Consider the following 23,724-nt stretch of genomic DNA (forward strand, 5'->3'; position numbering starts at 1 on the left):
CAGACACACACCGTGCCACGGGAAGAACGAGGCACTTCTGGGCGTTTTAGCCCGATACAGGGAGGCGGCATGACAGAGACGGCGAGCGGTCCGGCACGGAGTTCCCGAGCCAAGGGGACGAAGGCGAACAAGGGCCTGCGCATCGAGCGGATCCACACGACCCCGGGTGTGCACCCGTACGACGAGGTCGAGTGGGCGAGCCGTGACGTCGTCATGACCAACTGGCGCGACGGCTCGGTCAATTTCGAGCAGCGTGGCGTCGAGTTCCCCGCCGAGTGGGCGGTGAACGCGGTCAACATCGTCACCAGTAAGTACTTCCGCGGCGCTGTGGGCACCCCGCAGCGCGAGGTGAGCCTCAAGCAGCTCATCGACCGCATCGTGAAGACGTACCGGAAGGCCGGCGAGGACAACAAGTACTTCGCCTCGCCCGCCGACGCCGAGATCTTCGAGCACGAGCTGGCCTACGCCCTCCTGCACCAGATCTTCAGCTTCAACAGCCCGGTGTGGTTCAACGTCGGGACGCCCCAGCCGCAGCAGGTCTCCGCCTGCTTCATCCTGGCCGTCGACGACTCCATGGAGTCGATCCTCGACTGGTACAAGGAAGAGGGCATGATCTTCAAGGGCGGCTCGGGCGCAGGCCTGAACCTCTCCCGGATCCGCTCCTCCAAGGAACTGCTCTCCTCGGGCGGCAACGCCTCGGGTCCCGTCTCCTTCATGCGCGGTGCCGACGCCTCCGCAGGAACGATCAAGTCGGGCGGCGCCACCCGCCGCGCGGCCAAGATGGTCATCCTCGACGTCGACCACCCCGACATCGAGGGCTTCATCGAGACCAAGGTGAAGGAAGAGGAGAAGATCCGCGCACTGCGTGACGCGGGCTTCGACATGGACCTGGGCGGCGACGACATCACGTCCGTCCAGTACCAGAACGCCAACAACTCGGTCCGCGTGAACGACGAGTTCATGAAGGCCGTGGAGAACGGCGACAAGTTCGGCCTGCGCGCCCGTATGACCGGCGAGGTCATCGAGGAGGTCGACGCCAAGGAGCTCTTCCGCAAGATGGCCGAGGCGGCCTGGGCCTGTGCCGACCCCGGCATCCAGTACGACGACACCATCAACGCCTGGCACACGTGCCCGGAGTCCGGCCGGATCAACGGCTCGAACCCGTGCAGTGAGTACATGCACCTGGACAACACGTCCTGCAACCTCGCCTCGCTGAACCTGATGAAGTTCCTCAAGGACGACGGCCTGGGCCACCAGTCCTTCGAGGTCGAGCGCTTCTCGCAGGTCGTCGAGCTGGTCATCACCGCGATGGACATCTCCATCTGCTTCGCTGACTTCCCGACGCAGAAGATCGGCGAGAACACCCGCGCCTTCCGCCAGTTGGGCATCGGCTACGCCAACCTCGGCGCCCTCCTGATGGCGACCGGCCACGCGTACGACTCCGACGGCGGCCGCTCCCTCGCCGGCGCCATCACCTCGCTGATGACCGGCACCTCGTACAAGCGCTCCGCAGAACTCGCCGCGGTCGTCGGCCCGTACGACGGCTACGCCCGCAACGCGCAGCCGCACCAGCGGGTCATGAAGCAGCACTCCGACGCCAACGCCGTGGCGGTCCGTGTGGACGACCTGGACTCGCCGGTCTGGGCCGCCGCCACGGAGGCCTGGCAGGACGTGCTGCGCCTCGGTGAGAAGAACGGATTCCGCAACGCGCAGGCCTCGGTCATTGCCCCGACCGGCACCATCGGTCTCGCGATGTCCTGCGACACCACCGGCCTTGAGCCCGACCTCGCACTGGTCAAGTTCAAGAAGCTGGTCGGCGGCGGCTCGATGCAGATCGTCAACGGCACCGTCCCGCAGGCCCTGCGCCGCCTGGGCTACCAGGAGGAGCAGATCGAGGCGATCGTCGCCCACATCGCCGATCACGGCAATGTCGTCGACGCCCCGGGCCTCAAGCACGAGCACTACGAGGTCTTCGACTGCGCCATGGGCGAGCGCTCCATCTCCGCGATGGGTCACGTCCGCATGATGGCCGCGATCCAGCCGTGGATCTCCGGCGCGCTCTCCAAGACGGTCAACCTGCCGGAGACGGCGACCGTCGAGGACGTCGAAGAGGTCTACTTCGAGGCGTGGAAGATGGGCGTCAAGGCGCTCGCGATCTACCGCGACAACTGCAAGGTCGGCCAGCCCCTCTCCGCGAAGACCAAGGAGAAGGAGAAGGTCGAGGTCACGGCCAAGGCCGAGGAGACCATCCGTACCGCGGTCGAGAAGGTCGTCGAGTACCGCCCGGTCCGCAAGCGCCTCCCCAAGGGACGTCCCGGCATCACCACCTCCTTCACGGTGGGCGGCGCCGAGGGCTACATGACCGCCAACTCCTACCCGGACGACGGTCTCGGCGAGGTCTTCCTGAAGATGTCCAAGCAGGGCTCCACCCTCGCGGGCATGATGGACGCCTTCTCGATCGCCGTCTCCGTAGGCCTGCAGTACGGCGTGCCCCTGGAGACGTACGTCTCCAAGTTCACCAACATGCGCTTCGAGCCGGCCGGTATGACGGACGACCCGGACGTGCGGATGGCGCAGTCGATCGTCGACTACATCTTCCGCCGCCTGGCGCTCGACTTCCTGCCCTTCGAGACGCGCTCCGCGCTCGGCATCCACTCCGCCGACGAGCGTCAGCGCCACCTGGAGACGGGCTCGTACGAGCCGACCGACGACGAGCTGGACGTCGAGGGTCTCGCCCAGTCCGCGCCCCGCGCGCAGGAACTGAAGGCCGTCGCCGCGCCGAAGGCCGTGGTCGAGGCGGCCAAGCCCGCCCCGCAGCAGGCCCACACCAGCGCCGAACTGGTGGAGATGCAGCTGGGCATCCAGGCGGACGCCCCCCTGTGCTTCTCCTGCGGTACGAAGATGCAGCGGGCCGGCTCCTGCTACATCTGCGAGGGCTGCGGCTCGACCAGCGGCTGCAGCTGATCCACAAACCGTGAGGGGCGGTACGGCCATCGGCCGTACCGCCCCTTCGGCGTGCATGAGTGTGTCGTGGGTCAGGACTCCTGAGGGTTGCCCATGATCCTGGCGAAGGTCGCCGGGTCGGCGTCGAAGCCGCGGATGTCCGACTGGAAGGTCCACTCTCCGGAGTCGTCGCGTACGAAGTCCGCGACCGTCGTGGCCGTCGATCCCAGAACGCTGCCGAAATCGCCCTCGGCCAGGACGTTGTAGCCCTCGCGGATCCGCAGGCCCGGGTTGTGCACGCTGACGAAGGTGGCCCGTCCGGAGCGCTGCTGGATGGCGACGCCGACGACCACGCGCGCGTACCGCTTGTCGAGGCGGGTGAGCTCCAGGGTCATCACCTCGTCCCAGCCGAAGCCCTTGCCGTCCTTGCTGTCCCGGTTGAGGTAGATCGTGCCGTCCGGCGAGCGGCTGTCGAAGTGCACTACGTAGTCAGGGTTTTTGTGTGTGTCGGTCGCGAGGTAGGTGGCGGCGACGATGTCGAGATCGGTGGCCGGTTCGCCGACGGGACCGGGATCCCATTTCACCGAGATCTCGACCTTGTTGATGCCCTTGTTGAGGCCGTTCACCGGTTCTCCCCTCGTGGTCCCCCTGCATCGGTCGCCTCAACTGCCTGGCAGGTGAGGCGTGTTGCCCATCGTGCCACGCGCATGGGGGCGCACGGGCGGCCGCAGTCCGCCCGAGCGTGACCGACGCCACGTTCCTGGGCCGTACGATGGCGCGGTGCTGGTCAAGTGGATTCGCTGCACCGTGGTGGACCGCCGCGGTTTTGAACGGGGGCAGCGGAAATGGGCGGGACTTCTGGGGGAGCCGGGTTTCCGGGGGCAGGGCGGGGGCTGGAGCCGGGGAAGGCCCGGAGTGGCCCACATCTTCGCCTTTTGGGAGAGCCGTGCCTTCTACGACTCCTTCATGGCGCGCTCCCATGCCCGGCTGGCCGCAGCCCAGTCGGGCACCTTCAAGGACGCGCAGAGCAAACTCTTCGACCACCGCTTCGACGTGAAGACCGGCTTCGAGCCGCGCTTCACGGAGACGGATCTGGTCCGGGTGGCGCACTGTCGCGTCCACGAGGAGCGCGCCGAGCACTTCGCGCTGATGCAGGAAAAGGTGTGGAACCCGGCGATGGCCGGCTCGCCCGGCATGGTGAGGGGCCTCTTCGGCGAGGCGCCCGGCCACGAGTTCCTGGTCCTGTCCATGTGGCAGTCGGCCGCCGAGCACGGCAAATACCGGGCGGAGCGGGTGGAGCGGCTCGCCCTGCGCGCCCAGCTGGAGGCGGACGTCGCGGCGCTCACGGGCGACATAGTCCAGTTGGAACCGTCCTGGACGGTCTGAGACGCGCGCGATTGATGTGACCTGTGCCGTATAGAGCCCGTACGGGTGCTCGATCGGGCATAACTCGATCTAGGGTTTCGGTATGGCACGTCCACGGCGCATCGTCCTTGTCCGGCACGGCGAGTCGGTGGGCAATGCCGATGACTCGGTGTACGAACGTGAACCCGACCACGCCCTGGCGCTCACCGAGAAGGGGTGGCGGCAGGCGGAGGAGACGGGCACACGGATCCGAGAGGTCCTCGGCGACGAGCGCGTAAGCGTTTACGTCTCCCCGTACCGCCGCACCCACGAGACCTTCCGGGCCTTCCACCTCGACCCCGGGAACGTACGCGTACGCGAGGAGCCGCGGCTGCGCGAACAGGACTGGGGGAACTGGCAGGACCGGGACGACGTACGGCTGCAGAAGGCGTACCGCGACGCGTACGGGCACTTCTTCTACCGCTTCGCGCAGGGCGAGTCCGGTGCCGATGTGTACGACCGGGTCGGCGGCTTCCTGGAGAGCCTCTTCCGGAGCTTCGAGGCCCCCGATCACCCGCCGAACGTGCTCCTCGTGACCCACGGCCTCGCCATGCGGCTGTTCTGCATGCGCTGGTTCCACTGGACGGTCGCGGAATTCGAGTCGCTGTCGAACCCGGGGAACGCGGAGGTGCGCATGCTCGTTCTCGGGGAGGACGGCAAGTACACGCTCGACCGTCCCTTCGAACGCTGGCGTGATCCGGAACCGTACGGAGTCACCGGATAGAGTGGCAGGGCGATGACCGCTGACTCCTCTCCCGACGTGCGCCTGGACCGCGCCCTGGCCAGCCTGCGCGGACTCGCGGTCGGGGACGCGCTGGGCTCGCAGTTCTTCGTGCCCGCGAACTATCCACTGCTCAAGCGCCGCGGACTGCCGCCCGGCCCCTGGCAGTGGACCGACGACACGGAAATGGCCTCCTCCGTAGTGGCCACTCTGGCCGTCCACCGCCGCATCGACCAGGACGCGCTGGCCCGCTCGTTCGCCGAGCACCACGACTTCGACCGCGGCTACGGCCCCGCGGTGAACCGGCTGCTGCGGCAGGTCCGGGAGGGCGGCGACTGGCGCGAGCTGGCCTCGGCCCTCTTCAAGGGACAGGGTTCGTGGGGGAACGGCGCGGCGATGCGGATCGCTCCCTTGGGTGCCTGGTACGGGGACGATCCGGAGCAGGCCACGCACCAGGCCGAGATCTCGGCCTACCCCACGCACCAGCACCGCGAAGCCGTGGTCGGCGCCATGGCAGTCGCTGCGGCGGCCGCGCTGGCCGCCGCACCGGGGGGTCCGCCGAGCCCGGGGGCGCTGCTCGACGGCGTCATCTCCCTGGTACCGCGCAGCGCGGTGGAGGCCGGTCTGCGGCGCGCCCGGGACATGCTCGACTACGGCGACACGACGACCGTCGCCGCGGTCCTCGGCTGCGGGCGGCGTACGACCGCGCACGACACCGTGCCGTTCGCCCTCTGGTCGGCGGCGCGGGCCCTCGGTGACTACGAAGAGGGCTTCTGGGCGACCGCCCAGGTCGGCGGCGACATGGACACGACCTGCGCCATCGTCGGAGGCGTCGTGGCCGCGGGGAAGGCCGGGACGCCGCCCGCGGAGTGGGTGGAGCGGACCGAGGCGCTTCCGGAGTGGCTGTCGGCGAGGGTCGCTTAAGGGCGAGGGGCGCGGGTTAGGGCTGTGGGTCTGGGCTGAGGGGAAGGGCTTGCGTTCGGTTGTCGGCGCGAGCGCCGGGCCTGCCCGTTTCCTCCCGTCCCAAGCGTCTGTCACTGTCACAGCCCTGCCACAGAGGGCCTGCGCCCGGCTGTGCCGCGTGTCCCACGGTTAACCTTTCCGCCACGCCGCTCGTTGATGATCACGGGCGTGCGCCGACGAGACACCGGTCCCTGGGCTTCCGCGGCAGCCACGAGCTGCGCTGCCCGGACCGGTCGGGAGGGGGTCCCGTGTCCGACACGCCGTCCGAGGCCGAGCCGAGAGGGTCGGCCTCGAAGAATTCAGGGGTGAAGCCCGGCCTCGATGCCGGGGAGCCCGAGGTACGCGAGGTGCGGGAGGGGCCCGCGGACGAGGTGCCCGCGGCCCGTGCCGGGGACGCCCTCTCGAAGGGCGACTCTGTGCGCAGCGACTCTGTGCGGGGCGACTCCGACGGGACCGGTTCAGTCGGAGCTGGTTCGAGCGGGATCGGTTCGAGCGGGACCGGTTCAGGCGGGGCCGAGTCCAGGAAACGTACCGTCGCCACGCGAGACGTCGACCGGCAGGGCGCCGACGAGGAAGACGACGAAGACGACGAAGAGTGGGACGGCCCCGTCGTCGAGTCCTGGTTCGCCGACGTGCAGGCGCAGCCCCCGGCCCCGGTCCGCGACGCCACGCTCTGGGCCGCCCTCGCCACCGGCGTGCTCAGCATGCTCCTGCTCGGCGACGGCCTGGCCCTCAACCTCCTGCTGGTGGCGATACCGGCCGCGCTCGGCGCGTACTACGCGGCTCAGGCAGCGGGCCGGCGCCCGCACCGCTGGACGCTGTTGTGGGGCGTGGGAGGGCTTGCCCTGCTGAGCGTGCCGGCGCTTCGCGACGCCGACTGGCCGTCGTTCCTCGCCGTCGTGGCCGCGGTGGCGGCGGGCTCGCTCGCCCTGCACGGCGGTCGCACCTGGACAGGAGTGCTGTTCGGCCCGATCGGTCTCTACACCTCGCTGGTCACCGGCCCCCTCTGGGGCTGGCGCGGCCTGCGGGAGCGGTCCGGCGGTGCCCGGGGCAACGTGGGCCCGGTGGTCCGCGCGGTCGCCGTCGCCGCGGTCCTGCTGGTGGTCTTCGGCGCGCTCTTCGCCGGGGCGGACGCCGCCTTCGCGGACCTTCTCGGCGGTCTCGTGCCGGACGCGTCGGTCTCGGGAGGGCCCTGGCACGCCGTCCTGTTCGTGATGGGCGTGGTCGGGGCCTTGATCGTGGCGCACACGGCTGCCGCACCCGTTCAGTGGGACCGCGTCGAGGTGCCGGCGGGCCGCCCTCGTGGACGTGTCGAGTGGGCGCTGCCCCTGATCGTGCTCGCCGCGCTCTTCGCGGTCTTCAACGCGGTCCAGCTCGCCGTCCTGTTCGGCGGATACGACGCCGTGCTGGAGAAGACCGGCCAGACGTACGCCGAGTACGCGCGCCAGGGCTTCTGGCAGCTGCTGCTGGTCACGCTCCTCACCCTGCTCGTCATCGTTTTCGCCCTGCGCTGGGCCCCGCGTGACAGCTCCGGGGACTGGACGCTGGTGCGTGCCGTCCTCGGAACTCTGTGCGTCCTCGCCCTCGTCGTCGTGGCATCGGCTGTACGGCGTATGGACATGTACGTGGAGGCGTACGGGCTGACGCGACTGAGGATCTCCGTGGTGACCGTGGAGCTCTGGCTCGGTCTGGTCATCGTGCTCATCATGGCGGCCGGCGTCTGGGGCGCCCGCTGGCTGCCGCGTGCGGTGCTGGCGAGCGCCGCCGCGGGAGTGCTCGCCTTCGGGCTGGTGTCACCGGACGCTCTGATCGCCGAACGCAATGTCCAGCGGTACGAGTCGAAGGGCTCGTTCGACCTCGACTACGCGCGCGGGCTGTCCGCCGACGCCGCACCGGCTCTGGACAAACTTGACGAGCCGCTGCGTTCCTGTGCCCTGCGGTCCATCGCCCTGGGCCTGGAGGGGTTGGACGAGTCCTGGTATGCCACGAGTCTGGGCGAGGCACGCGCCCGGGACATCCTCGACGGACGGCCGCTGTCTCCCGACGCCGACTGGAACGTGTGCAACCGGCTGAGCGCCGAGCTGGCGTACCGCCGCTGAGACGGGGCGCGCACGGACCGCGTACACGTATACGAAGACGTACACGTCTGCGAGGAATCCTCGCTGACGGACTCGTACGAACGACAGGGCCGGGCCGCCGTCCCCGGTACGGCGGCCCGGCCCTGTCGTGTCGTTCAGCCCGCGGCGGGTCCGGCCCCGGCCGTGCCCGCCAGGGCGTCGAGGTCGCTCTTGCGGACCCGGATCACCAACGCGGCGACGGCCAGGGCGAGCACCGCCATTGCGACGGCCGGGATGAAGGCCGTGGAGATCCCCTGGGACAGCACCTCGTGGCTCCAGGGGGCGGGCAGCTGCTGGGTCTTGGCGAACTCCGCCTTCTGTTCGGCCGAGGCGGTGGCCATGAAGTCCGCGACCTGCTTCTCCGCCTCGTCACGGCTGGCCGTGCCGAAGACCGTGGTCAGGATGGAGAGGCCGAGCGAACCGCCCACCTGCTGCGTGGCGTTGAGCAGGCCGGACGCCGCGCCCGCCTCGTGCACGGCGACCCCGGAGACCGCTGTCAGGGTCAGCGTCACGAAGTTCAGACCCATACCGAAGGCGAACAGCAGCATCGGACCGAGCACCCCGCCGACGTACGTACTCCCGGGGTCCATGAAGGTCAGCCAGCCGAGCCCGAGTGCGACGAGGGCCGAGCCGACGATCATGAACGGCTTCGGGCCGAGCACCGGCAGGAACCGCTGCGACAGACCCGCACCGACGGCGATCGCGACCGTCACGGGGAGGAAGGCCAGGCCCGCCTCGATCGGCGTGTAGCTCAACACGTTCTGCACGAAGAGAACGATGAAGAAGAACATGCCGAACATCGCCGCGGCCAGGCTCAGCATGATCACGTACGTACCGGAGCGGTTGCGGTCGGCGAACATCCGCAGTGGTGTGATCGGTTCCTTCGCCCGGGACTCGACCAGTGCGAAGGCGGCCAGCAGGACCACCGCCGCGCCGAAGGACCCGATGGTGAGGCTGTCCCGCCAGCCCTCTTCGGAGGCTCGGATGAAGCCGTAGACGAGCGACGCCATACCGGCCGTCGAGGTCAGCGCACCCGCGATGTCGAAGCGCCCCGGATGCCGTTCGGACTCGCTGATGTAGAGCGGCGCGAGCACGGCGATCAGTACACCGATGGGTACGTTGACGAAGAGCACCCAGCGCCAGTCGAGCCACTCGGTGAGCATGCCGCCGGCCAGCAGGCCGATCGCGCCACCGCCGGCCGAGACCGCGGCGAAGACTCCGAACGCCCTGTTGCGCTCGGGCCCTTCGGGAAACGTTGTGGTGATCAGTGCGAGCGAGGTCGGTGACGCGATCGCGCCACCGACGCCCTGGAGGGCGCGTGCGGCCAGCAACTGCCAGGGTTCCTGGGCGAATCCGCCGAGCAGCGAGGCGAGCGTGAAGAGCAGGATGCCGGCCATGAAGACCCGGCGACGGCCGAGAATGTCACCGGCCCGGCCGCCGAGCAGCAGCAGACCGCCGAAGGTGAGCGTGTACGCGCTGACGACCCAGGTGAGGTCGGTGGTGGAGAACTCGAGCGCGTTTTGAATGTGCGGGAGGGCTATGTTCACAATCGTCGCGTCGAGTACCACCATGAGTTGGCAGGCCGCGATGACGGTGAGCGCGATGCCGGGATGCCCCTCCCGGCGGGCCGCTCCTGGCTTTGGTTCCTTGGTCAACGGAGAGGTTGTCACTATCAAGTCCCCCACGAGTGCGTTAGTGAACGCTCGCGTTCACTGCCGCGTCAAACGGTAGTGAGTCCCCGACAGTGAACGCAAGCGTTCACTGAAGTCGCTATCGCTTTGCGTCACTTGACCGCTTGCGGACCCCGGTCCGCACGGCACGTCTGCACGCGCGTGCGTGCGTGCCGTTGGCCCGCTCAGACGGAGACACGCTCATGGTTACTTCGAGTTGGACGGCCGCCTCCGCTCAGGCGGCCTCCCCGCGCCGCCGTGGTGCCGTACTCGAACGTGCGATCCTCGAAGCCGCGCTGGATCAGCTCAGTACGGTCGGCTGGAACGGACTCACGATGGAGGGCGTCGCCGCCGGCGCCCAGACCGGCAAGGCCGCGGTCTACCGCCGTTGGCCGTCGAAGGAGGATCTGGTCGCGGACGCACTCCGGGCGGGGCTGCCGCCGTTCGAGAACGTGCCCGACATGGGGAGCGTGCGGGACGACCTGCTGGAACTGTGCCGCCGCGCGCGCGAGGCGATGTTCTCGCGCCCCGGATTCGCCCTGCGCTCGGTGATTCACGAATGTGACGCGTCGCAGGCCCAGCGCTTCCAGGAGATCTTCTTCGGAGCCGCTGTGGAGCCGACCATCCGGCTGCTCGGTGAGGTCGTCGACCGTGGAATCCAGCGGGGAGAGGTGCGGCCCGACGCGGCGAACTCGTATGTCTTCGACGTCATTCCGGCCATGATGATGTACCGGTCCAAGGTGTGCGCGAGCGAATGGAGCGAGCGGGACATCGAGGAGATGATCGACCGGCTCATGGTTCCGCTGCTGCGGCCGCCGAGTGCGTGAGCGGTCTCAGCGGCGGTGGGGCCGCAGCGCCGAGGTTGCCTGGGGAAACCTGGGTGTCGCGTGGGGTTCCGAGCGGCGTAGGCTGAGGGCGCCATGCCGTACGAACCACCAACCCACACTGTCGAGCGCTCCCTGCGCGCCACGACCGGAGCGAAGGTCATCGCCGGTGTCGACGAGGTGGGCCGTGGCGCCTGGGCCGGCCCGGTCACCGTCTGCGCGGCGGTCACGGGCCTGCGCCGCCCGCCCGAAGGCCTCACCGACTCCAAGCTCCTGACCGTCAAGAGGCGTACCGCGCTCGCCGAGATACTGGCGACGTGGGTGACGTCGTACGCCCTCGGGCACGCCTCTTCGGAGGAGATCGACGACATGGGGATGACGGCCGCGCTGCGACTGGCCGCCTGCCGTGCCCTCGAAGCCCTGCCGGTGCGTCCCGACGCGGTCATCCTCGACGGGAAGCACGATTACCTCGGGGATCCCTGGCGGGTCCGTACGGTGATCAAGGGCGACCAGTCCTGCGTCGCCGTCGCGGCGGCCTCGGTGATCGCCAAGGTGCAGCGCGACAAAATGATGGCCGAACTGGGTATCGACCATGCAGACTTCGGTTTTGCGGCCAACGCCGGGTATCCGTCACCGGTGCACAAGGCCGCGCTGGAGATGCGGGGCCCCACCCCGTACCACCGGATGACGTGGGCGTATCTTGATGCGCTGCCCCAGTGGCGGCACCTCAAGAAGGTCCGCAGTTGGGCGGATGGAAGCGTTCCGGAGATCGAAGGGCAGCTCGGCTTCGATTTCTGACGGTTCCGTTCGCACTCATGTGCCACCCGCCGACGCGACTCGCACCGGCGTTTGATAAAAATCAGCTCATGCCTCTCATTCCCGAGGAGCCTCAGATTCACGAGAGTGCCCAGGGTCCCCGCGCCACCCCGGCCGCCGGCCGTACCGCGCCGACCCCCCGTCCTGTACCCGGACCCCGTCCCGCGGCTCCGCCGCGTCCTGGCCGTCCGGGTCCTGTCCGGCCTGCGCCGCCGGTGCAACGCGCGCCGCGCGACACGGCCGTGGCCAAGCCGGGGCCATCCGCCCCGGCGGCCCCCACCGCCCCCTCGACTCCGCAGATCCAGCTGATCCCGGCCTCGGCCGAGGGCGCGCTGGACGCGGCCGAGGAAGCGGTCGACCTGCTCCTTGACTCGGGCCGCGTCCCCGGTGAGGTTCTGGTGATCACCACCGGCGAACCGCACCCGTGGGCCGCGCACGAGCTCTCGTTCGGCGAGGCCGCCTACTGGGCCCAGCACGACGCGGGAGACGACGTCTTCTACGCCGACGCGTCCGCCCTCGGTCGTGCCGCGTCCCGGCCCGTGGTCGTCGTCGCCGTCAATGGCGGACCCGACGCCACTGCCGCCACCGCCCTGCCGCTGGCCCTCGGCCGAGCCGGCACCCTGCTGATCGTCTGCGGGGATCCGCAGCAGATCAACTCGGTGCTGGGCGCGGGGGTCTGAGGACCCCCGTTCTTCTGGGGGTACTTGGGGGGTGGAGTGCCACTGCGGCCCAGGCTGCGGTGGCATGAGCACGGTGGACGGTCCGACGTGTGCCGGAACGGCCCGTACGACCGGTACGGGGGGACGTGCTGGCCGCTGGCACGGCTGTCGTGGTCTGCGCGGCCGTTCAGCGTTGTTGTCGCATGTCCGAGAGGGCCGCACGTGTCCCGGAGGGCCGCACGTGTACGAGGGGGCCGTGCGGGTTCGGGGCACCAACTTCACCGTTCCCTTGCGGTCTTCGGTCAGCCGGTGTTGTGCCCGTCTGCCCGTCCTGCCTAGGTGAGGCAGGTGGTCCTGTGCGGCTGCGCGGCGGCCCGTGGGCCGGTGCTGAGGGTCGGTCGGACGAACGGCTGACCGATGCCGCGTGTGGCGGTCACGGCTCCGCCTCAGCGGGCCGCGGCGCGGCGCAGCACCTCCGAGGCCGAGCCACCGGTGCGTGGCTGAATGGTCTCGACCGCGGCGAGGGCGTCCAGGGACTCCGGCTTCGAGTCCGCGCTCGGTCTGCGCCCGCCTCGTCCTTCGCCGAGCACCTGCCAGCCCTCACGCGTCAGCGTGATGTACGCCCCGCAACGCAGCCCGTGCAGCGTGCAGGCGTCTCGCAACCCCCACATCCACGCCCCGTCCTCCTCCGTCCATCGCCCGTCGCCCTCACGGCAGTAGAGCAGGACGGCCGTACGCACCGGTGTGCGGCGCCGCAGATCGTGCGGGATGACCCGGCGCAGCTGCGCGAGCAGCGTGTTGCGGAACATCCAGCCGTCCGCCGGGGCCGGCCGCCGGACGAAGGAGGCGCTGGCCCTGAGCCGTTCGTCCGGATCGAGGACGGCGACGATCGCGGTGTCCGGCCGGGGCCGATGCCGGGAGTGCAGCCCGCTGACGACTTCCCGGGGATTGCGCAGCAGCGGAATCCCCGCGGCGGCCCATTCGGCGGGTTCGAGCATCCGGGCGAGTGAGTTGGCGGAAGCGGCGGACGTCGACATCGATGCCGCCGAGGACGGAGCGAATCCGAAGGTCACGGTCCTCCCTTCGGCTACGCGCCCATACAACGGGCGGGGGGTCGGACTTGGGGGAGCGCACCGCGACACAGCCCGAACGGGCGGCCCTGAATGGACCGCGCGGGGCGCGAGGCCAATTCTTCCTGTCGAACTTGGTTGCGGCAACGAGCAATTGGGGCCACCGACCGTTATCCGGTGATCCGCCTCATATATCCCTGCCCGTAACCCTCCCTGTCACGCCTGGATCACCCTTGCACGGCAAGGACCAGCGGCAACACCCCCTGTGCACCGGCCCGCCGGAGCAGACGTGCGGCCACCGCCAGCGTCCAGCCGGTCTCGGTCGAGTCGTCCACGAGCAGGACGGGTCCCTGGGCCTGGGCCAGCGTGGCGGCCAGGCCGGGCGGCACCGCGAGCGCCCCGTCGAGGGCCTTCAACCGCTGCGCGCTGTTGCTCCTGGAGACCTGCGCCGCCTCGTGGCCGGGGGCGTACTCGATGGAACCCAGCAGGGGCAGGCGTCCCACCTCCGCGATCCGCGCCCCCAGCGACTGGATCAGGCGCGGTCGGCCGTGCGAGGCCATGGTGACGACGCCGACGGGACGCGGCTGCCCGTCGGGGCTCCCCGAGGCCCAGCCGCCGGGGCCCTTCGCCCAGTCGGCCAGCACACCGACCACGGCCTTCGCCACATCGTCCGGAACGGGCCCGTCAGGGGCCTGGGGCGAGAGCATCGGCCGCAGCCGGTTGCCCCAGCCGATGTCCGAGAGCCGTCCCAACGCTCGCCCGGAAGCGGCCTGTTCACCGGCCGGAATGCGCCCCTTCAGGTCGACACCGACCGCGGGCAGGCCCGTCGGCCACATCTTCCGGGGCTCGACCTCGACACCCGCCCGGCCCAGCTCGCCGCGCGCGGAGTCCAGGGACGACGAGGACACGGCGTCGGTGAACCGGGGACCCGCGCACATGTCGCAGCGACCGCACGGGGTGGCTCCCTCGTCGTCCAGCTGGCGCCGCAGGAACTCCATTCGGCAGCCGGTCGTCGTTACGTAGTCACGCATCGCCTGTTGCTCGGCCGCACGCTGCTTGGCGACCCAGGCATAGCGCTCGGTGTCGTACGTCCACGGATCGCCCGTGGAGATCCAGCCGCCCTTGACGCGGTGCACCGCGCCGTCCACGTCCAGGACCTTGAGCATCGTCTCCAGACGTGACCTGCGCAGCTCCACCAAGGGTTCGAGCGCGGGCAGCGACAGCGGCCGACCGGCCTGTGCGAGGACGTCCAGGGTGCGCCGGACCTGCTCCTCCGGAGGAAAGGCGATCGACGCGAAGTACTGCCAGATCGCCTGGTCCTCCCTCCCGGGCAGGAGCAGCACCTCGGCATGCTCCACCCCGCGCCCCGCACGGCCGACCTGCTGGTAGTACGCGATGGGGGAGGACGGCGACCCCAGGTGCACCACGAACCCGAGGTCGGGCTTGTCGAAGCCCATGCCCAGCGCCGACGTGGCCACAAGGGCCTTGACGCGGTTGGCGAGCAGATCCTCCTCGGCCTGCTGACGGTCCGCGTTCTCCGTCTTCCCGGTGTACGAGGCAACTGTGTGCCCGCACTGCCGCAGGAACGCGGTGACCTCCTCGGCCGCGGCCACCGTGAGCGTGTAGATGATTCCGGAGCCGGGCAGCTCGCCCAGATGCTCGGCGAGCCAGGCCATCCGGTGTGCGGCATCGGGCAGCTGCAGCACACCGAGGCTCAGGCTCTCCCGGTCCAGTGGGCCGCGCAGGACGAGAGCGTCCGTGCTGCCTCCTGTGCCCAGCTGCTCGGCGACATCGGCCGTCACGCGCGCGTTGGCCGTGGCGGTGGTGGCGAGGACCGGGACGCCCGGCGGGAGATCCGCGAGCATGGTGCGCAGCCGACGGTAGTCCGGCCGGAAGTCGTGGCCCCAGTCGGAGATGCAGTGTGCTTCGTCGACCACGAGGAGGCCGGTCGCGGCGGCGAGCTTGGGCAGCACCTGGTCGCGGAAGTCCGGATTGTTGAGCCGCTCGGGGCTCACCAGGAGGACGTCCACCTCGCCGGCGGCCACCTCGTCCTGGATCGTGTCCCATTCCTCCGTGTTGGACGAATTGATGGTCCGCGCCCGGATGCCGGCGCGCGCGGCCGCCTCGACCTGGTTGCGCATGAGGGCCAGGAGCGGGGAAACGATGACGGTGGGACCTGCGCCCTGCTCCCTCAGCAGCGCCGTCGCCACGAAGTACACGGCGGACTTGCCCCAGCCGGTGCGCTGCACGACCAGGGCTCTGCGCTTGTCGGCGACCAGTGCCTCGATGGCGCGCCACTGGTCCTCGCGCAGCCGGGCGTCACCCGCCGGGGCGCCGACGAGGCGGGCGAGGACGGTGTCGGCCGCGGTGCGCAGCTCTGCGTTGCTCATGACCCCATGCAACCCGATGGGTCGGACATCACGCGAATGAGGCGGTCAGCCTGTGGACAAGTTCTGACGTGATCATGGTCGTGGTTATCCACAGACCAAAGCGGAATGCCGAGATCCGCGGGATGGTCACGGCATGACGAATCACAGCGAAGCGACCGGGAATCTCGGCGACGGTGACATCAGCGGGTGTGGCGAGCGTGGCGAGCGCGACGGGTTTGAGGGGCTCGGTGGGTTTGGAGGGTCCGACGGGATTGGAGGTCCCGATGGGCTCGGAGGGCTCGGAGGGCTTGGAAGGAGCGGGGGCGCGGGTGGTGAGCATGGCCAAGTCTGTGGAGGTGATCGCGAAGCGGGTGGCGGGCAGGGCGAAGCCTGGGGCGGACGTGGGTCAGGGCGTGGCGGACACGGTTCGGGGCGTGGCGGGCTGGGCTCAGAGCACGGTGGAGACGGTCCAGGTAGCGGTGGGCGTGGTTCGGGGAGCGGCGGAGAGCGCGGCTCGGGGCCGGGTGGGCGGGGTGAGAGCCGTGTCGGCCCCGCCCACGGTGCGTCCGGCGTTCCCTTCGCCGAGCATCAGGTCACACTCCGTACTCCCGCCGAACTGGCGGACGCGCTGCCGTACCTGCTCGGATACCGGCCCGAGGACAGCATCGTGCTCGCCGCTCTGCACGACAGGGACGGGCGTGGCAGGTTCGGCGGACGGGCCAGGCTCGGCATCCCGGGCAACTCGGACGACTGGGCGTCCGTCGCCCGACAGCTGACCGAAGGCCTTGTGAAGGGCAGCGAACGCAGGGGCGCGCTGCCCGAGAGCATGGTCGCCTTCCTCTGCCAGGACCCCAAGGACGGAGAGTCGGCCCGGGAAGTCATGGAACGACTGCGCCCACTCGCGCAGTTGCTGCGTACGGCCTGCGGTGCCTTGGACGTGCCCGTCATCGAGGCTCTGTGTATCTCCGACGGCCGCTTCTGGTCGTACTGCTGCCCCAGTGCACAGTGCTGCCCGTCCGACGGGACCCCCATGGGGCTGCCGGGCACGTCCGTGCTGGCCGCCGCAGCCACGTATGCCGGCCTTCAGATTCGTGGATCCCTGCGAGAGTTCAGGGCGAGGCTCATTCCGTGGGAAACCGCGGCCGCGCTGGAGCAGGAGTCCGCGCTCAACGCGGTGAGCATGGCGCTGATCCCTCGAATCCTGGACGACGAGAGCCGCACGACCGTGGCGACCGAGACCTTGGACCTGGCCCATCGGGTCATGCGCCGCTTCGCCGACTCCACGTCTGCGGCCGGTGCACCGGGTGGGTCCGGCGTACCTGCTGTACCTGCTGTATCGGCTGTGTCCGGTGCGGCAGGTGTGTCCGGTGCACTGTCGGCGGATCTCCTGGACGACGAACTCCTGCGCCACGACGAGGCAGCCACCTTGATCCTCGGCCTCCAGGACCGCACGACGCGCGACCGGGCGGCGGAGTGGATGGAGGGCGACGAGGCCGGCCCCGCCCTCCGTCTCTGGCGGGCTCTGGCCCGCCGCTGTGTCGGCCCGTACGGCGAGCATGCCGCGGCGCCTCTCACACTCGTGGGATGGGTCGCTTGGTCCTCCGGTGACGAGCTGGAGGCCCGCGAAGCCCTGGCGATGGCTCTCGGAGCGGATCCGGGATACCTGTTCGCCCGCCTTCTCCACCAGGCCTGCAACGAGGGCCTGGACCCGGAGTCGATTCGCCGCTGCCTTCGCAAGGAGCGGGTGGACCGTGCTGACGCGGAGATGATCGCGGCACCGGCGGCACCGGCGGCACCGGCGGCACTGGTGTCACCGGCGGCACTGGTGTTCCCGGTCGACGCTGGTGGACCGTCCGGGGTCGCCTCGACACCGTCGACCCGAGTGGTTTCCCGCCGCCGACGCAAGCCGCGGTCCACTGGGAGCGCGGCGAGCCGACCGGGTTCTCGGCCCTCGGGAACCGCGGGCACGCGCCGCCCCCTGCCCACCGACGACTCCCCGACGCCGGAAGCACCCACCAGGGCTGTTGACGGTACGAGCAGCGGTACTCGGTCCCGCCGAGGGGTCGGTCGGCATGGGACGAAGCAAGGCGAGACATGAGGGCGGGGGAGTGGTGCCGAGCGAGTTGGCCGACTCGGTTCGGATGGTCGGCCTGGCTGCTTCGGGCGATGGCGTGGGGGCTGGCGGGGCTTGGGTTGGTGTGGAGGTCTGCCGGACTTGGGGCGGTGTGGTGTGGGGTGCGCGCTCGGGGCCCGGGAGAGGGTGTGCCCGGGAAGGGCGGGACTTCTGACGAGACTCCGGGTGGGGCTGGCTGGACGGAATGTGCCTCCGCCTCGGGTCGGCTGTCGGAAGAAGCATCAGGTCCGAGCCGGCCGTTGGGAGGCGTATGCAGCCCGGGCGCATTGCAGGGAGGTACCTCCGATCCGAGTCGACCATCGGAAGGCGTGTCCGATTCGAGTCGACGGTCGGGAGGTGCGTCCGACCCGATGCGCTGGCCGGAAGACACATGCGGTCCGAGCGGCCTGCCGGAGGCGAGTGGCGTAGCGCTCCGCGAGACCGAAAGCCTTGCCTGGTCCCGGTCCCGGGTCGCCGGATGCGGCGAGGGCGACAAGGCGGTAGTTGTGCCACTTGCCCCCGCCGTTCTCTACCTGTGGCCCTTCCCCGCCGGAGCCCCCGACTGGGACCGCCCACATGCGACAGCCGGTCTGGATGTGTGCCACCCCCAGACCGGCGCCCTGCGCGTATGCCATCCCCATCCCCGTCTCCAGACCGAGACCGGCGTCCTCCGCGTATGCCACTCCCAGACCGGCCCCGCCCCGGCTCTCAGCCGCACATGCCCAGGCGGGACGCCAGCGCAGCCCGCGCGCATCCACACCCACGCCCACCCCGCTCCGGGGAGCAACCACCACCGCACCCCGGAGCGCCCGGCTCACCGCCAATCGGTCGGCTTCCGTGAACCGGGGCGTGACCCGGGACAGGCCCGTTCCGTTCACCTGAGTGGCGCAGCCCGCGGCCGGGCCGCGCCATCGCATCGAACCCGCCCTTCCGGAGCCCCCCACACGCCGCTGAGTGCGCACTCAGCGCACGGAGCACAGAAGAAGCTGCCCCATGCCCCTGCCCACCCGGTCCTCCACTCAGCACGACAATCACCCTCTGCTCCGCAGGCCCGCACAGCTCCCCATAACCCCCGGCGGTGCCACAACTCCGAAGGCACCCCCGTCCCTGCCGCGTGCGACGGCGAATCTGCCTCCCGCGCACAACGCGCTGATCTGCGTCGCGCTGCCCGGGCTTGCGATCTCCACGGAGCACGGCCAGCTGACCGGGCAGGGGCTGGAGGGCTTCTACCGCGAGGGCCGACGCATGCTCTCCCGATGCCGACTGCGCGTCGCGGGCCGGGAACCCCTGGCGATCCAGGCTCGGATGATCGCGGCCGACCAGGCCCGCTTCGTGGCGACGCTGAGTCTGTCCGCCGACGGCGGCCCCGACCCGGATGTCATCGTCGAACGGACGCGATACGCGGACGGCACGGAGCGGATCACCCTGCGCAGCGCGGCCCACCGCCACCTGCGTCTGCCCGTCGAGGTGTCGCTCGGCACGGACTTGGCGGAACTGGGCGCGGTCGCCTCCGGGCGGGCCGGTCCCGATCTGCCCGCCAGCGTTCACGACTCGGGCATGCGGTGGTCCTGCGCCACCGGACACTCGGTCGTTACGGCCAACCCGCCGCCCTCGGACGCGTTGGCCTCCGCGGGGCTGCTCCGATGGGAGCTGGAACTGCCACCCGGTGACACTCGAAGCGTGGAGCTGAGGGTACGGCCGACCGGAGCGGGTCCCATCCGGGCCGTCGCGCGCGCTGCCACGAGCCCGCTTGCCCCGGCGCGGGCCGTGAGCGACGACCCGAGGGTCGAGGCGCTCCTGCGCACGAGCATCGAGGACCTCCAGGCCCTCCTGCTGCGTGACCCCGTGCGTCCGTCCGACAACCACCTCGCGGCCGGCGCGCCTTGGCGCTGCGGCATGGCACCGGCCGAGGCCCTGGCAGCGGCGCGCATGATCCTGCCGCTGGGCACGCGACTGGCCGCGGGCACCCTGCGTACCCTCGCGCGCACCCAACTGGTGGGCGCGGGGCCGCGATCCGGGCTGCTCCCCGGGCCGCGACGGCACTCCGGTACGCATCTGCCACCGAGCTGCACGGGCGAGGAGGCGACCCTCCTGTTCCCCGTCGTTCTCGCGGAAGCCAGGCGCTGGGGGCTCCCTGAACAGGAGACCGAGGAACTGCTGCCTGTGGCCGAGCGCTGCCTTCAGTGGCTGCGGACGGCGGTCGGTGACGGCACGTATCTGTCCGACCCGCGCCCCGGCGGACCGTGGCGCTGCGAGACACAGGCGCACGCCCACCGGGCCGCGCTACTGGGCGCCGATCTCCTGGACGCGTACGGCAGGGGAGGCGGCCCCGAGCTGCGGGGGTGGGCTCGCGGAATGAGGGCCGCGTTCCAGGAGGACTTCTGGATCGAGGACAGGGGAGGCGGCAGACCGGCCGCGGCCCGCCTGCCGGACGGGCGCATCGTGCCGCACCTTGGCGCGGCCAGCGTGCACCTACTCGACACCGGGCTGCTCGGCGTGGGCGCCCCGGCCCAGGGGCTGCTCGACAAGGTGCAGACGGAACAGTTGGCGCGGCTGCTCGGCGGGCCCGCCATGGATTCGGGCTGGGGACTGCGCAGCCTCGGCGCGAAGGAAGCGGCGTACAACCCGTTCGGGCATCGAGGCGGGGCCGTGCGGGTCCACGAGACGGCTGTCGCTGTTGCCGGACTGGCCGCCGCGGGCTACGAAAAAGAGGCGAGCTCACTGCTGCGGGGCGTGCTGTCGGCTGCCGAGGCCTTCGGGCACCGACTGCCTGAGATGTACGCGGGGGAGCAGCGCACGGAAGGCGGTGCCCCGCTGCCGCATCCGGCGGCCTGTCGGCCTGCGGCCACGGCCGCGGCCGCGGGGGTCCTTGTGCTCACCACCCTCGCCGGAATCCGTCCGGACGCCCCTGCCGGAACGGTGACGCTGCGACCGGTCCGTGGCGCGCCCCTGGGCGAGATCGGGCTGACCGGCCTGCGCGTCGCGGGCGCCCCCTTCTCCGTACGCGTCAGCAGGCTCGGCCTCGCCATGGTCGAGGAGGCTGCCGACGGGCTCCAGCTGGGAGTGTGAGCGGGCGGAAGCCGACGAGGGGCGGGCGGAGGTATCCCCAGAGGCCCGTACCGGAGAGGAGTGGATCAGCCACTGAAGCGACCGACGAAGGGAGTGTTTATCGTCAGGCAGACGACTATGATCTCGACATGCCCTACGACCCGTCAGCCTTCCCGCCGTTCGCCGTCACCGTTGACCTGGTCGTGCTGACCGTGCGTCGCCATGCCCTGTGCGCGCTGGCGGTACGGAGGGGTGAACCGCCCTTTCAGGGACGGTGGGCGCTGCCCGGCGGCTTCGTACGGCCGGACGAGGACCTGGCGCAGGCGGCGGCGCGGGAACTGGGCGAGGAGACCGGGCTGTGCGCCCATGACCCGGCAGCCCCCGCGCAGGCCAACGGGGCGCACCTGGAGCAGCTCGCGACCTATGGCGACCCGAAGCGCGACCCACGGATGAGGGTCGTCAGCGTCGCCCACCTCGCGCTCGCCCCCGATCTGCCCGCGCCCAGGGCCGGCGGAGACGCGAACAGCGCGCGCTGGGCCCCGGTCGAGGAACTGCTGCAGCGGGGCGGCTACGGCCGCGACGGCGAACAGGCCGCGCCGCTGGCCTTCGACCACGCGCAGATCCTGGCGGACGGTGTGGAGCGCGCCCGCTCGAAGATCGAGTACTCGTCGCTGGCGACGGCCTTCTGCCCGCCGGAGTTCACGGTTGGTGAACTGCGCCGGGTGTACGAGGCGGTGTGGGGCGTGGCGCTCGACCCTCGCAACTTCCACCGCAAGGTGACCGGCACGCCGGGATTCCTCGTCCCCACGGGCGGTACGACGACCCGGCAGGGCGGCCGCCCTGCCCAGCTGTTCCGCGCGGGTGGCGCCACGCTGCTCAACCCGCCGATGCTCCGCCCCGAGGTCTGACACCGCTCTTGGAGCGTCGCCGAGACGGAATCGTGCCGAGACGGGCGCGGCCCGGGTTCGTGGCGAGACCGGGCATGGCCCCGAGATGGGTGCCGAGACCCGAGGCCACCCTGAGATCCGCCGTCAGGCCAAGTGGTCGGACTGGCACGGGGCATGCCGTCCAGCGTGCCCAGGATGCCCGGAAAACCGTACATATCGCGCTATCTTGCTTCGGGTGATCCAGGCCATCGGACTGACCAGCAACGCCCGCAAGGAGCTTCCCCTCGCTGTCGACGACGTCTCCTTCGAGGTGCCCGCGGGTCGCGTCACAGCGCTCCTCGGAGCCCCGGGCGCGGGCAAGACGACGGCGCTCAGGCTCATGCTCGAACTCCAACAGGGCCGCGGAATCACCTACTTCAGAGGCCGCCCGCTGCATCGCATCGCCCATCCCTCGCGCGAGGTCGGCGTGCTCCTCGGAGAGGTCCCCGGCCACCCGGCACGCACGGTCCGCGGCCAACTCCGCATGTTGTGCGCCGCGACAGGCGTGCCGGCCCGGCGCGCCGACGACGTCCTCGAAGTGGTGGGTCTGGTCAGCCTGCGCGACCAGCGTCTGGGCATGCTCTCCCGCGGCATGGACCGTCGCCTCGGGCTGGCCTGCGCACTGCTGTCCGACCCGCACACGCTCGTGCTAGACGACGCCGCCGACGGGCTCTCCTCCCGCGAGGGCCGCTGGCTGCACGGGATTCTGCGAGCCCACGCCGCCGGGGGCGGCACTGTGCTGTTCGCCACGGGTGACCCGAAGGAGGCCGCGGGGACCGCCGACCGTGTCGTCACGCTGGAGGAGGGCAGGCTCGTCGCCGACCAGGACGTCACCGACTTCGCCCGCACCCGTCTCCGGCCCCGCGTCGCCGTCCGCAGCCCGCACGCCGCCCGGCTCGGCGCCGTGCTCACCAAGGAGGCCCGCACCACGCGACGCTCCGTGGAGGTCGTACGGGAAGAGGGCAACCGCCTGTCCGTGTACGGCAGCACGTGCGCCGACATCGGCGAAACCGCTTACCGCCACAGCATCCTCGTACACCAACTCGCGGACGAGATCGGCGACATGGGGCCCGTTCCCGCGCGGCACCCGGCGAGTGACTCCCCGGAGGCCGAGAAGCCCGCGCGCCCCTCGACGGCAGACGGCGCGAGCGAGTTGTCTCCCCTCCCGCCGCCCATCACTGCCAGGCCGGGCTCCAGCCCGTTGCGGCCGCTGCGCTACGAACTGCGCCGTGCGGCCGGGGTCGCCACCGGCTACCTCACCGCGGTCGCCGTGCTCGTCGCCTCCGCCCTGATCTCCGTGCTCCTGGCCAGGGCAGGGCACACCCCACAGCCGCGTCTGCTCGCCGCGTGGCCACGGGACTTCCCTCTGCCGCCCGCGGCGCTCGGTGCGGGGCTCCTCGGTGCCATCGCCTTCGGTGACGAGTTCCGTCACCCCGCCCTGGCCGCCGATCGCGGGAACGTCCCCCGCCGCCTGGGTCTGCTCGCCGCCAAACTCCTCGTCGCCACCGGCACCGCGCTGCTGCTGGCCCTCCTCGCGGTGGGTGTGGACGCCGAACTGCTCTATCTCGTCTACGGACGGGAGCTCACCGGAGTTCCCGAGGACTGGCTTTCGCTGAGCGTGAGTTGGATCGGCCTAGTGGTGGGCTGCGCCTGGGCGGGCGTCCTGGCGGCCGGCATCTTCCGGTCGACGACCGCCGGACTCGCGGCCGTACTGGCCGTTCCGGTCCTCGTCGTACCGCTCGTACAGAAGGTCTTGGAGGGACCGTCCGTGCGGACCGCAGCCGGGTTCTCGACGCGGCTGCGCGAGCTCGTGCTGGTGCAGTGGCCCTTCGGGGGCGAGCGCTATGTGGGTGCTGTGGCGCGAGTGATCGCCCAACCCGTCGGCGGCGCACTGATGTTGTCGATCAGCGCCCTGCTCTGCGCATACCTGCTCACCACCCTACGGAGCAGGGTCCGATGACGACGGCCCGTGCACATGCGTTCCCTTCGTGTGCGCAACTCCGCGCAGAACGCCCATTTCTTTCCGATAAGGCGTCAATTGCGACGGGGTGAGCGATCACCCTTTCGTGTGCTTTTCACCA

18 protein-coding genes are annotated in these 23,724 nt (G+C 70.6%); 12 read left to right on the forward strand and 6 right to left on the reverse strand.

The window, feature by feature from the left end; all coding sequences use genetic code 11:
- The first annotated feature begins 69 nt into the window (after positions 1-69).
- Positions 70-2,964 (forward strand): vitamin B12-dependent ribonucleotide reductase, encoded by a 2,895-nt coding sequence (locus ACFWXQ_RS08275; RefSeq protein WP_383954543.1) that lies wholly within the window; start codon positions 70-72, stop codon positions 2,962-2,964.
- 71 nt (positions 2,965-3,035) lie between these two features.
- Here the strand turns inward: ACFWXQ_RS08275 and ACFWXQ_RS08280 are convergent, their stop codons facing one another.
- Positions 3,036-3,569 carry a TerD family protein gene (locus tag ACFWXQ_RS08280; RefSeq protein WP_383954545.1) on the reverse strand — a complete coding sequence of 178 codons (534 nt, stop codon included), beginning with the start codon at positions 3,567-3,569 and terminating at the stop codon, positions 3,036-3,038.
- A gap of 154 nt (positions 3,570-3,723) precedes the next feature.
- Here ACFWXQ_RS08280 and ACFWXQ_RS08285 point away from each other — a divergent pair, with 154 nt between their 5' ends.
- From ACFWXQ_RS08285 to ACFWXQ_RS08300, 4 genes are all read left to right on the forward strand, one after another.
- Positions 3,724-4,329 (forward strand): YdbC family protein, encoded by a 606-nt coding sequence (locus ACFWXQ_RS08285; RefSeq protein WP_383954547.1) that lies wholly within the window; start codon positions 3,724-3,726, stop codon positions 4,327-4,329.
- An 82-nt stretch (positions 4,330-4,411) separates the two neighbouring features.
- A complete protein-coding gene (locus ACFWXQ_RS08290) occupies positions 4,412-5,071 on the forward strand; it encodes a histidine phosphatase family protein (protein ID WP_383954549.1) in 660 nt (219 codons plus the stop codon).
- Between the two features lie 12 nt (positions 5,072-5,083).
- Positions 5,084-5,992, forward strand: a complete 909-nt coding sequence (locus ACFWXQ_RS08295; RefSeq protein WP_383954551.1) for an ADP-ribosylglycohydrolase family protein — start codon at positions 5,084-5,086, stop codon at positions 5,990-5,992.
- 287 nt (positions 5,993-6,279) lie between these two features.
- A complete protein-coding gene (locus ACFWXQ_RS08300; RefSeq protein WP_383954553.1) occupies positions 6,280-8,130 on the forward strand; it encodes a DUF4153 domain-containing protein in 1,851 nt (616 codons plus the stop codon).
- Between the two features lie 134 nt (positions 8,131-8,264).
- On the opposite strand, the gene ACFWXQ_RS08305 is transcribed toward ACFWXQ_RS08300, so the two are convergent.
- Complete coding sequence (locus ACFWXQ_RS08305; RefSeq protein WP_383940976.1) at positions 8,265-9,818, reverse strand: MFS transporter; 1,554 nt, start codon at positions 9,816-9,818, stop codon at positions 8,265-8,267.
- A 203-nt stretch (positions 9,819-10,021) separates the two neighbouring features.
- On the opposite strand from ACFWXQ_RS08305, the gene ACFWXQ_RS08310 reads away from it, so the two are divergent.
- The 3 genes from ACFWXQ_RS08310 (at position 10,022) to ACFWXQ_RS08320 (ending at position 12,138) form a co-directional block, all read left to right on the forward strand.
- A complete protein-coding gene (locus ACFWXQ_RS08310) occupies positions 10,022-10,645 on the forward strand; it encodes a TetR/AcrR family transcriptional regulator (RefSeq protein ID WP_383940979.1) in 624 nt (207 codons plus the stop codon).
- Positions 10,646-10,738: 93 nt separating this feature from the next.
- Positions 10,739-11,440 (forward strand): ribonuclease HII, encoded by a 702-nt coding sequence (locus ACFWXQ_RS08315; protein WP_383940982.1) that lies wholly within the window; start codon positions 10,739-10,741, stop codon positions 11,438-11,440.
- Between the two features lie 68 nt (positions 11,441-11,508).
- Complete coding sequence (locus tag ACFWXQ_RS08320) at positions 11,509-12,138, forward strand: hypothetical protein (protein WP_383940985.1); 630 nt, start codon at positions 11,509-11,511, stop codon at positions 12,136-12,138.
- A gap of 425 nt (positions 12,139-12,563) precedes the next feature.
- Here the strand turns inward: ACFWXQ_RS08320 and ACFWXQ_RS08325 are convergent, their stop codons facing one another.
- The 4 genes from ACFWXQ_RS08325 to ACFWXQ_RS08340 all read right to left on the reverse strand — a co-directional run bounded on the left by ACFWXQ_RS08325 (position 12,564) and on the right by ACFWXQ_RS08340 (position 16,145).
- A complete protein-coding gene (locus ACFWXQ_RS08325) occupies positions 12,564-13,190 on the reverse strand; it encodes a hypothetical protein (protein WP_383940988.1) in 627 nt (208 codons plus the stop codon).
- A 224-nt stretch (positions 13,191-13,414) separates the two neighbouring features.
- The gene (locus ACFWXQ_RS08330) at positions 13,415-15,577 is read right to left on the reverse strand and encodes a RecQ family ATP-dependent DNA helicase (protein WP_383940991.1); all 2,163 of its coding nucleotides are present in this window, start codon (positions 15,575-15,577) and stop codon (positions 13,415-13,417) included.
- Positions 15,578-15,605: 28 nt separating this feature from the next.
- Positions 15,606-15,896, reverse strand: coding sequence for a hypothetical protein (locus ACFWXQ_RS08335; protein WP_383940993.1), 291 nt, complete (start codon positions 15,894-15,896; stop codon positions 15,606-15,608).
- Between the two features lie 108 nt (positions 15,897-16,004).
- Positions 16,005-16,145 (reverse strand): hypothetical protein, encoded by a 141-nt coding sequence (locus ACFWXQ_RS08340; protein WP_383940996.1) that lies wholly within the window; start codon positions 16,143-16,145, stop codon positions 16,005-16,007.
- Between the two features lie 78 nt (positions 16,146-16,223).
- Between ACFWXQ_RS08340 and ACFWXQ_RS08345 the strand changes: the two genes are divergently transcribed.
- From ACFWXQ_RS08345 to ACFWXQ_RS08360, 4 genes are all read left to right on the forward strand, one after another.
- The gene (locus tag ACFWXQ_RS08345; protein WP_383940999.1) at positions 16,224-17,654 is read left to right on the forward strand and encodes a DUF4192 domain-containing protein; all 1,431 of its coding nucleotides are present in this window, start codon (positions 16,224-16,226) and stop codon (positions 17,652-17,654) included.
- A gap of 1,008 nt (positions 17,655-18,662) precedes the next feature.
- Positions 18,663-20,738 (forward strand): glycogen debranching N-terminal domain-containing protein, encoded by a 2,076-nt coding sequence (locus ACFWXQ_RS08350; protein ID WP_383941002.1) that lies wholly within the window; start codon positions 18,663-18,665, stop codon positions 20,736-20,738.
- A gap of 128 nt (positions 20,739-20,866) precedes the next feature.
- Positions 20,867-21,625 (forward strand): NUDIX domain-containing protein, encoded by a 759-nt coding sequence (locus ACFWXQ_RS08355; protein ID WP_200395482.1) that lies wholly within the window; start codon positions 20,867-20,869, stop codon positions 21,623-21,625.
- Positions 21,626-21,839: 214 nt separating this feature from the next.
- Positions 21,840-23,603 carry an ATP-binding cassette domain-containing protein gene (locus tag ACFWXQ_RS08360; protein WP_383941005.1) on the forward strand — a complete coding sequence of 588 codons (1,764 nt, stop codon included), beginning with the start codon at positions 21,840-21,842 and terminating at the stop codon, positions 23,601-23,603.
- Positions 23,604-23,724: the final 121 nt, after the last annotated feature.

The organism is Streptomyces sp. NPDC058697 (assembly GCF_042715345.1).
GTDB lineage: Bacteria > Actinomycetota > Actinomycetes > Streptomycetales > Streptomycetaceae > Streptomyces > Streptomyces liliifuscus.

Bases quoted from the DNA above. Each gene is read 5' to 3' on its own strand.
- ACFWXQ_RS08320 (WP_383940985.1), top strand. From the start codon at position 11,509: ATGCCTCTCATTCCCGAGGAGCCTCAGATTCACGAGAGTGCCCAGGGT.
- ACFWXQ_RS08315 (WP_383940982.1), top strand. From the start codon at position 10,739: ATGCCGTACGAACCACCAACCCACACTGTCGAGCGCTCCCTGCGCGCC.
- ACFWXQ_RS08310 (WP_383940979.1), top strand. From the start codon at position 10,022: ATGGTTACTTCGAGTTGGACGGCCGCCTCCGCTCAGGCGGCCTCCCCG.
- ACFWXQ_RS08295 (WP_383954551.1), top strand. From the start codon at position 5,084: ATGACCGCTGACTCCTCTCCCGACGTGCGCCTGGACCGCGCCCTGGCC.
- ACFWXQ_RS08355 (WP_200395482.1), top strand. From the start codon at position 20,867: ATGCCCTACGACCCGTCAGCCTTCCCGCCGTTCGCCGTCACCGTTGAC.
- ACFWXQ_RS08275 (WP_383954543.1), top strand. From the start codon at position 70: ATGACAGAGACGGCGAGCGGTCCGGCACGGAGTTCCCGAGCCAAGGGG.
- ACFWXQ_RS08290 (WP_383954549.1), top strand. From the start codon at position 4,412: ATGGCACGTCCACGGCGCATCGTCCTTGTCCGGCACGGCGAGTCGGTG.
- ACFWXQ_RS08330 (WP_383940991.1), bottom strand. From the start codon at position 15,577: ATGAGCAACGCAGAGCTGCGCACCGCGGCCGACACCGTCCTCGCCCGC.
- ACFWXQ_RS08350 (WP_383941002.1), top strand. From the start codon at position 18,663: ATGCCCCTGCCCACCCGGTCCTCCACTCAGCACGACAATCACCCTCTG.
- ACFWXQ_RS08340 (WP_383940996.1), bottom strand. From the start codon at position 16,145: ATGCTCGGCGAAGGGAACGCCGGACGCACCGTGGGCGGGGCCGACACG.
- ACFWXQ_RS08335 (WP_383940993.1), bottom strand. From the start codon at position 15,896: ATGCTCACCACCCGCGCCCCCGCTCCTTCCAAGCCCTCCGAGCCCTCC.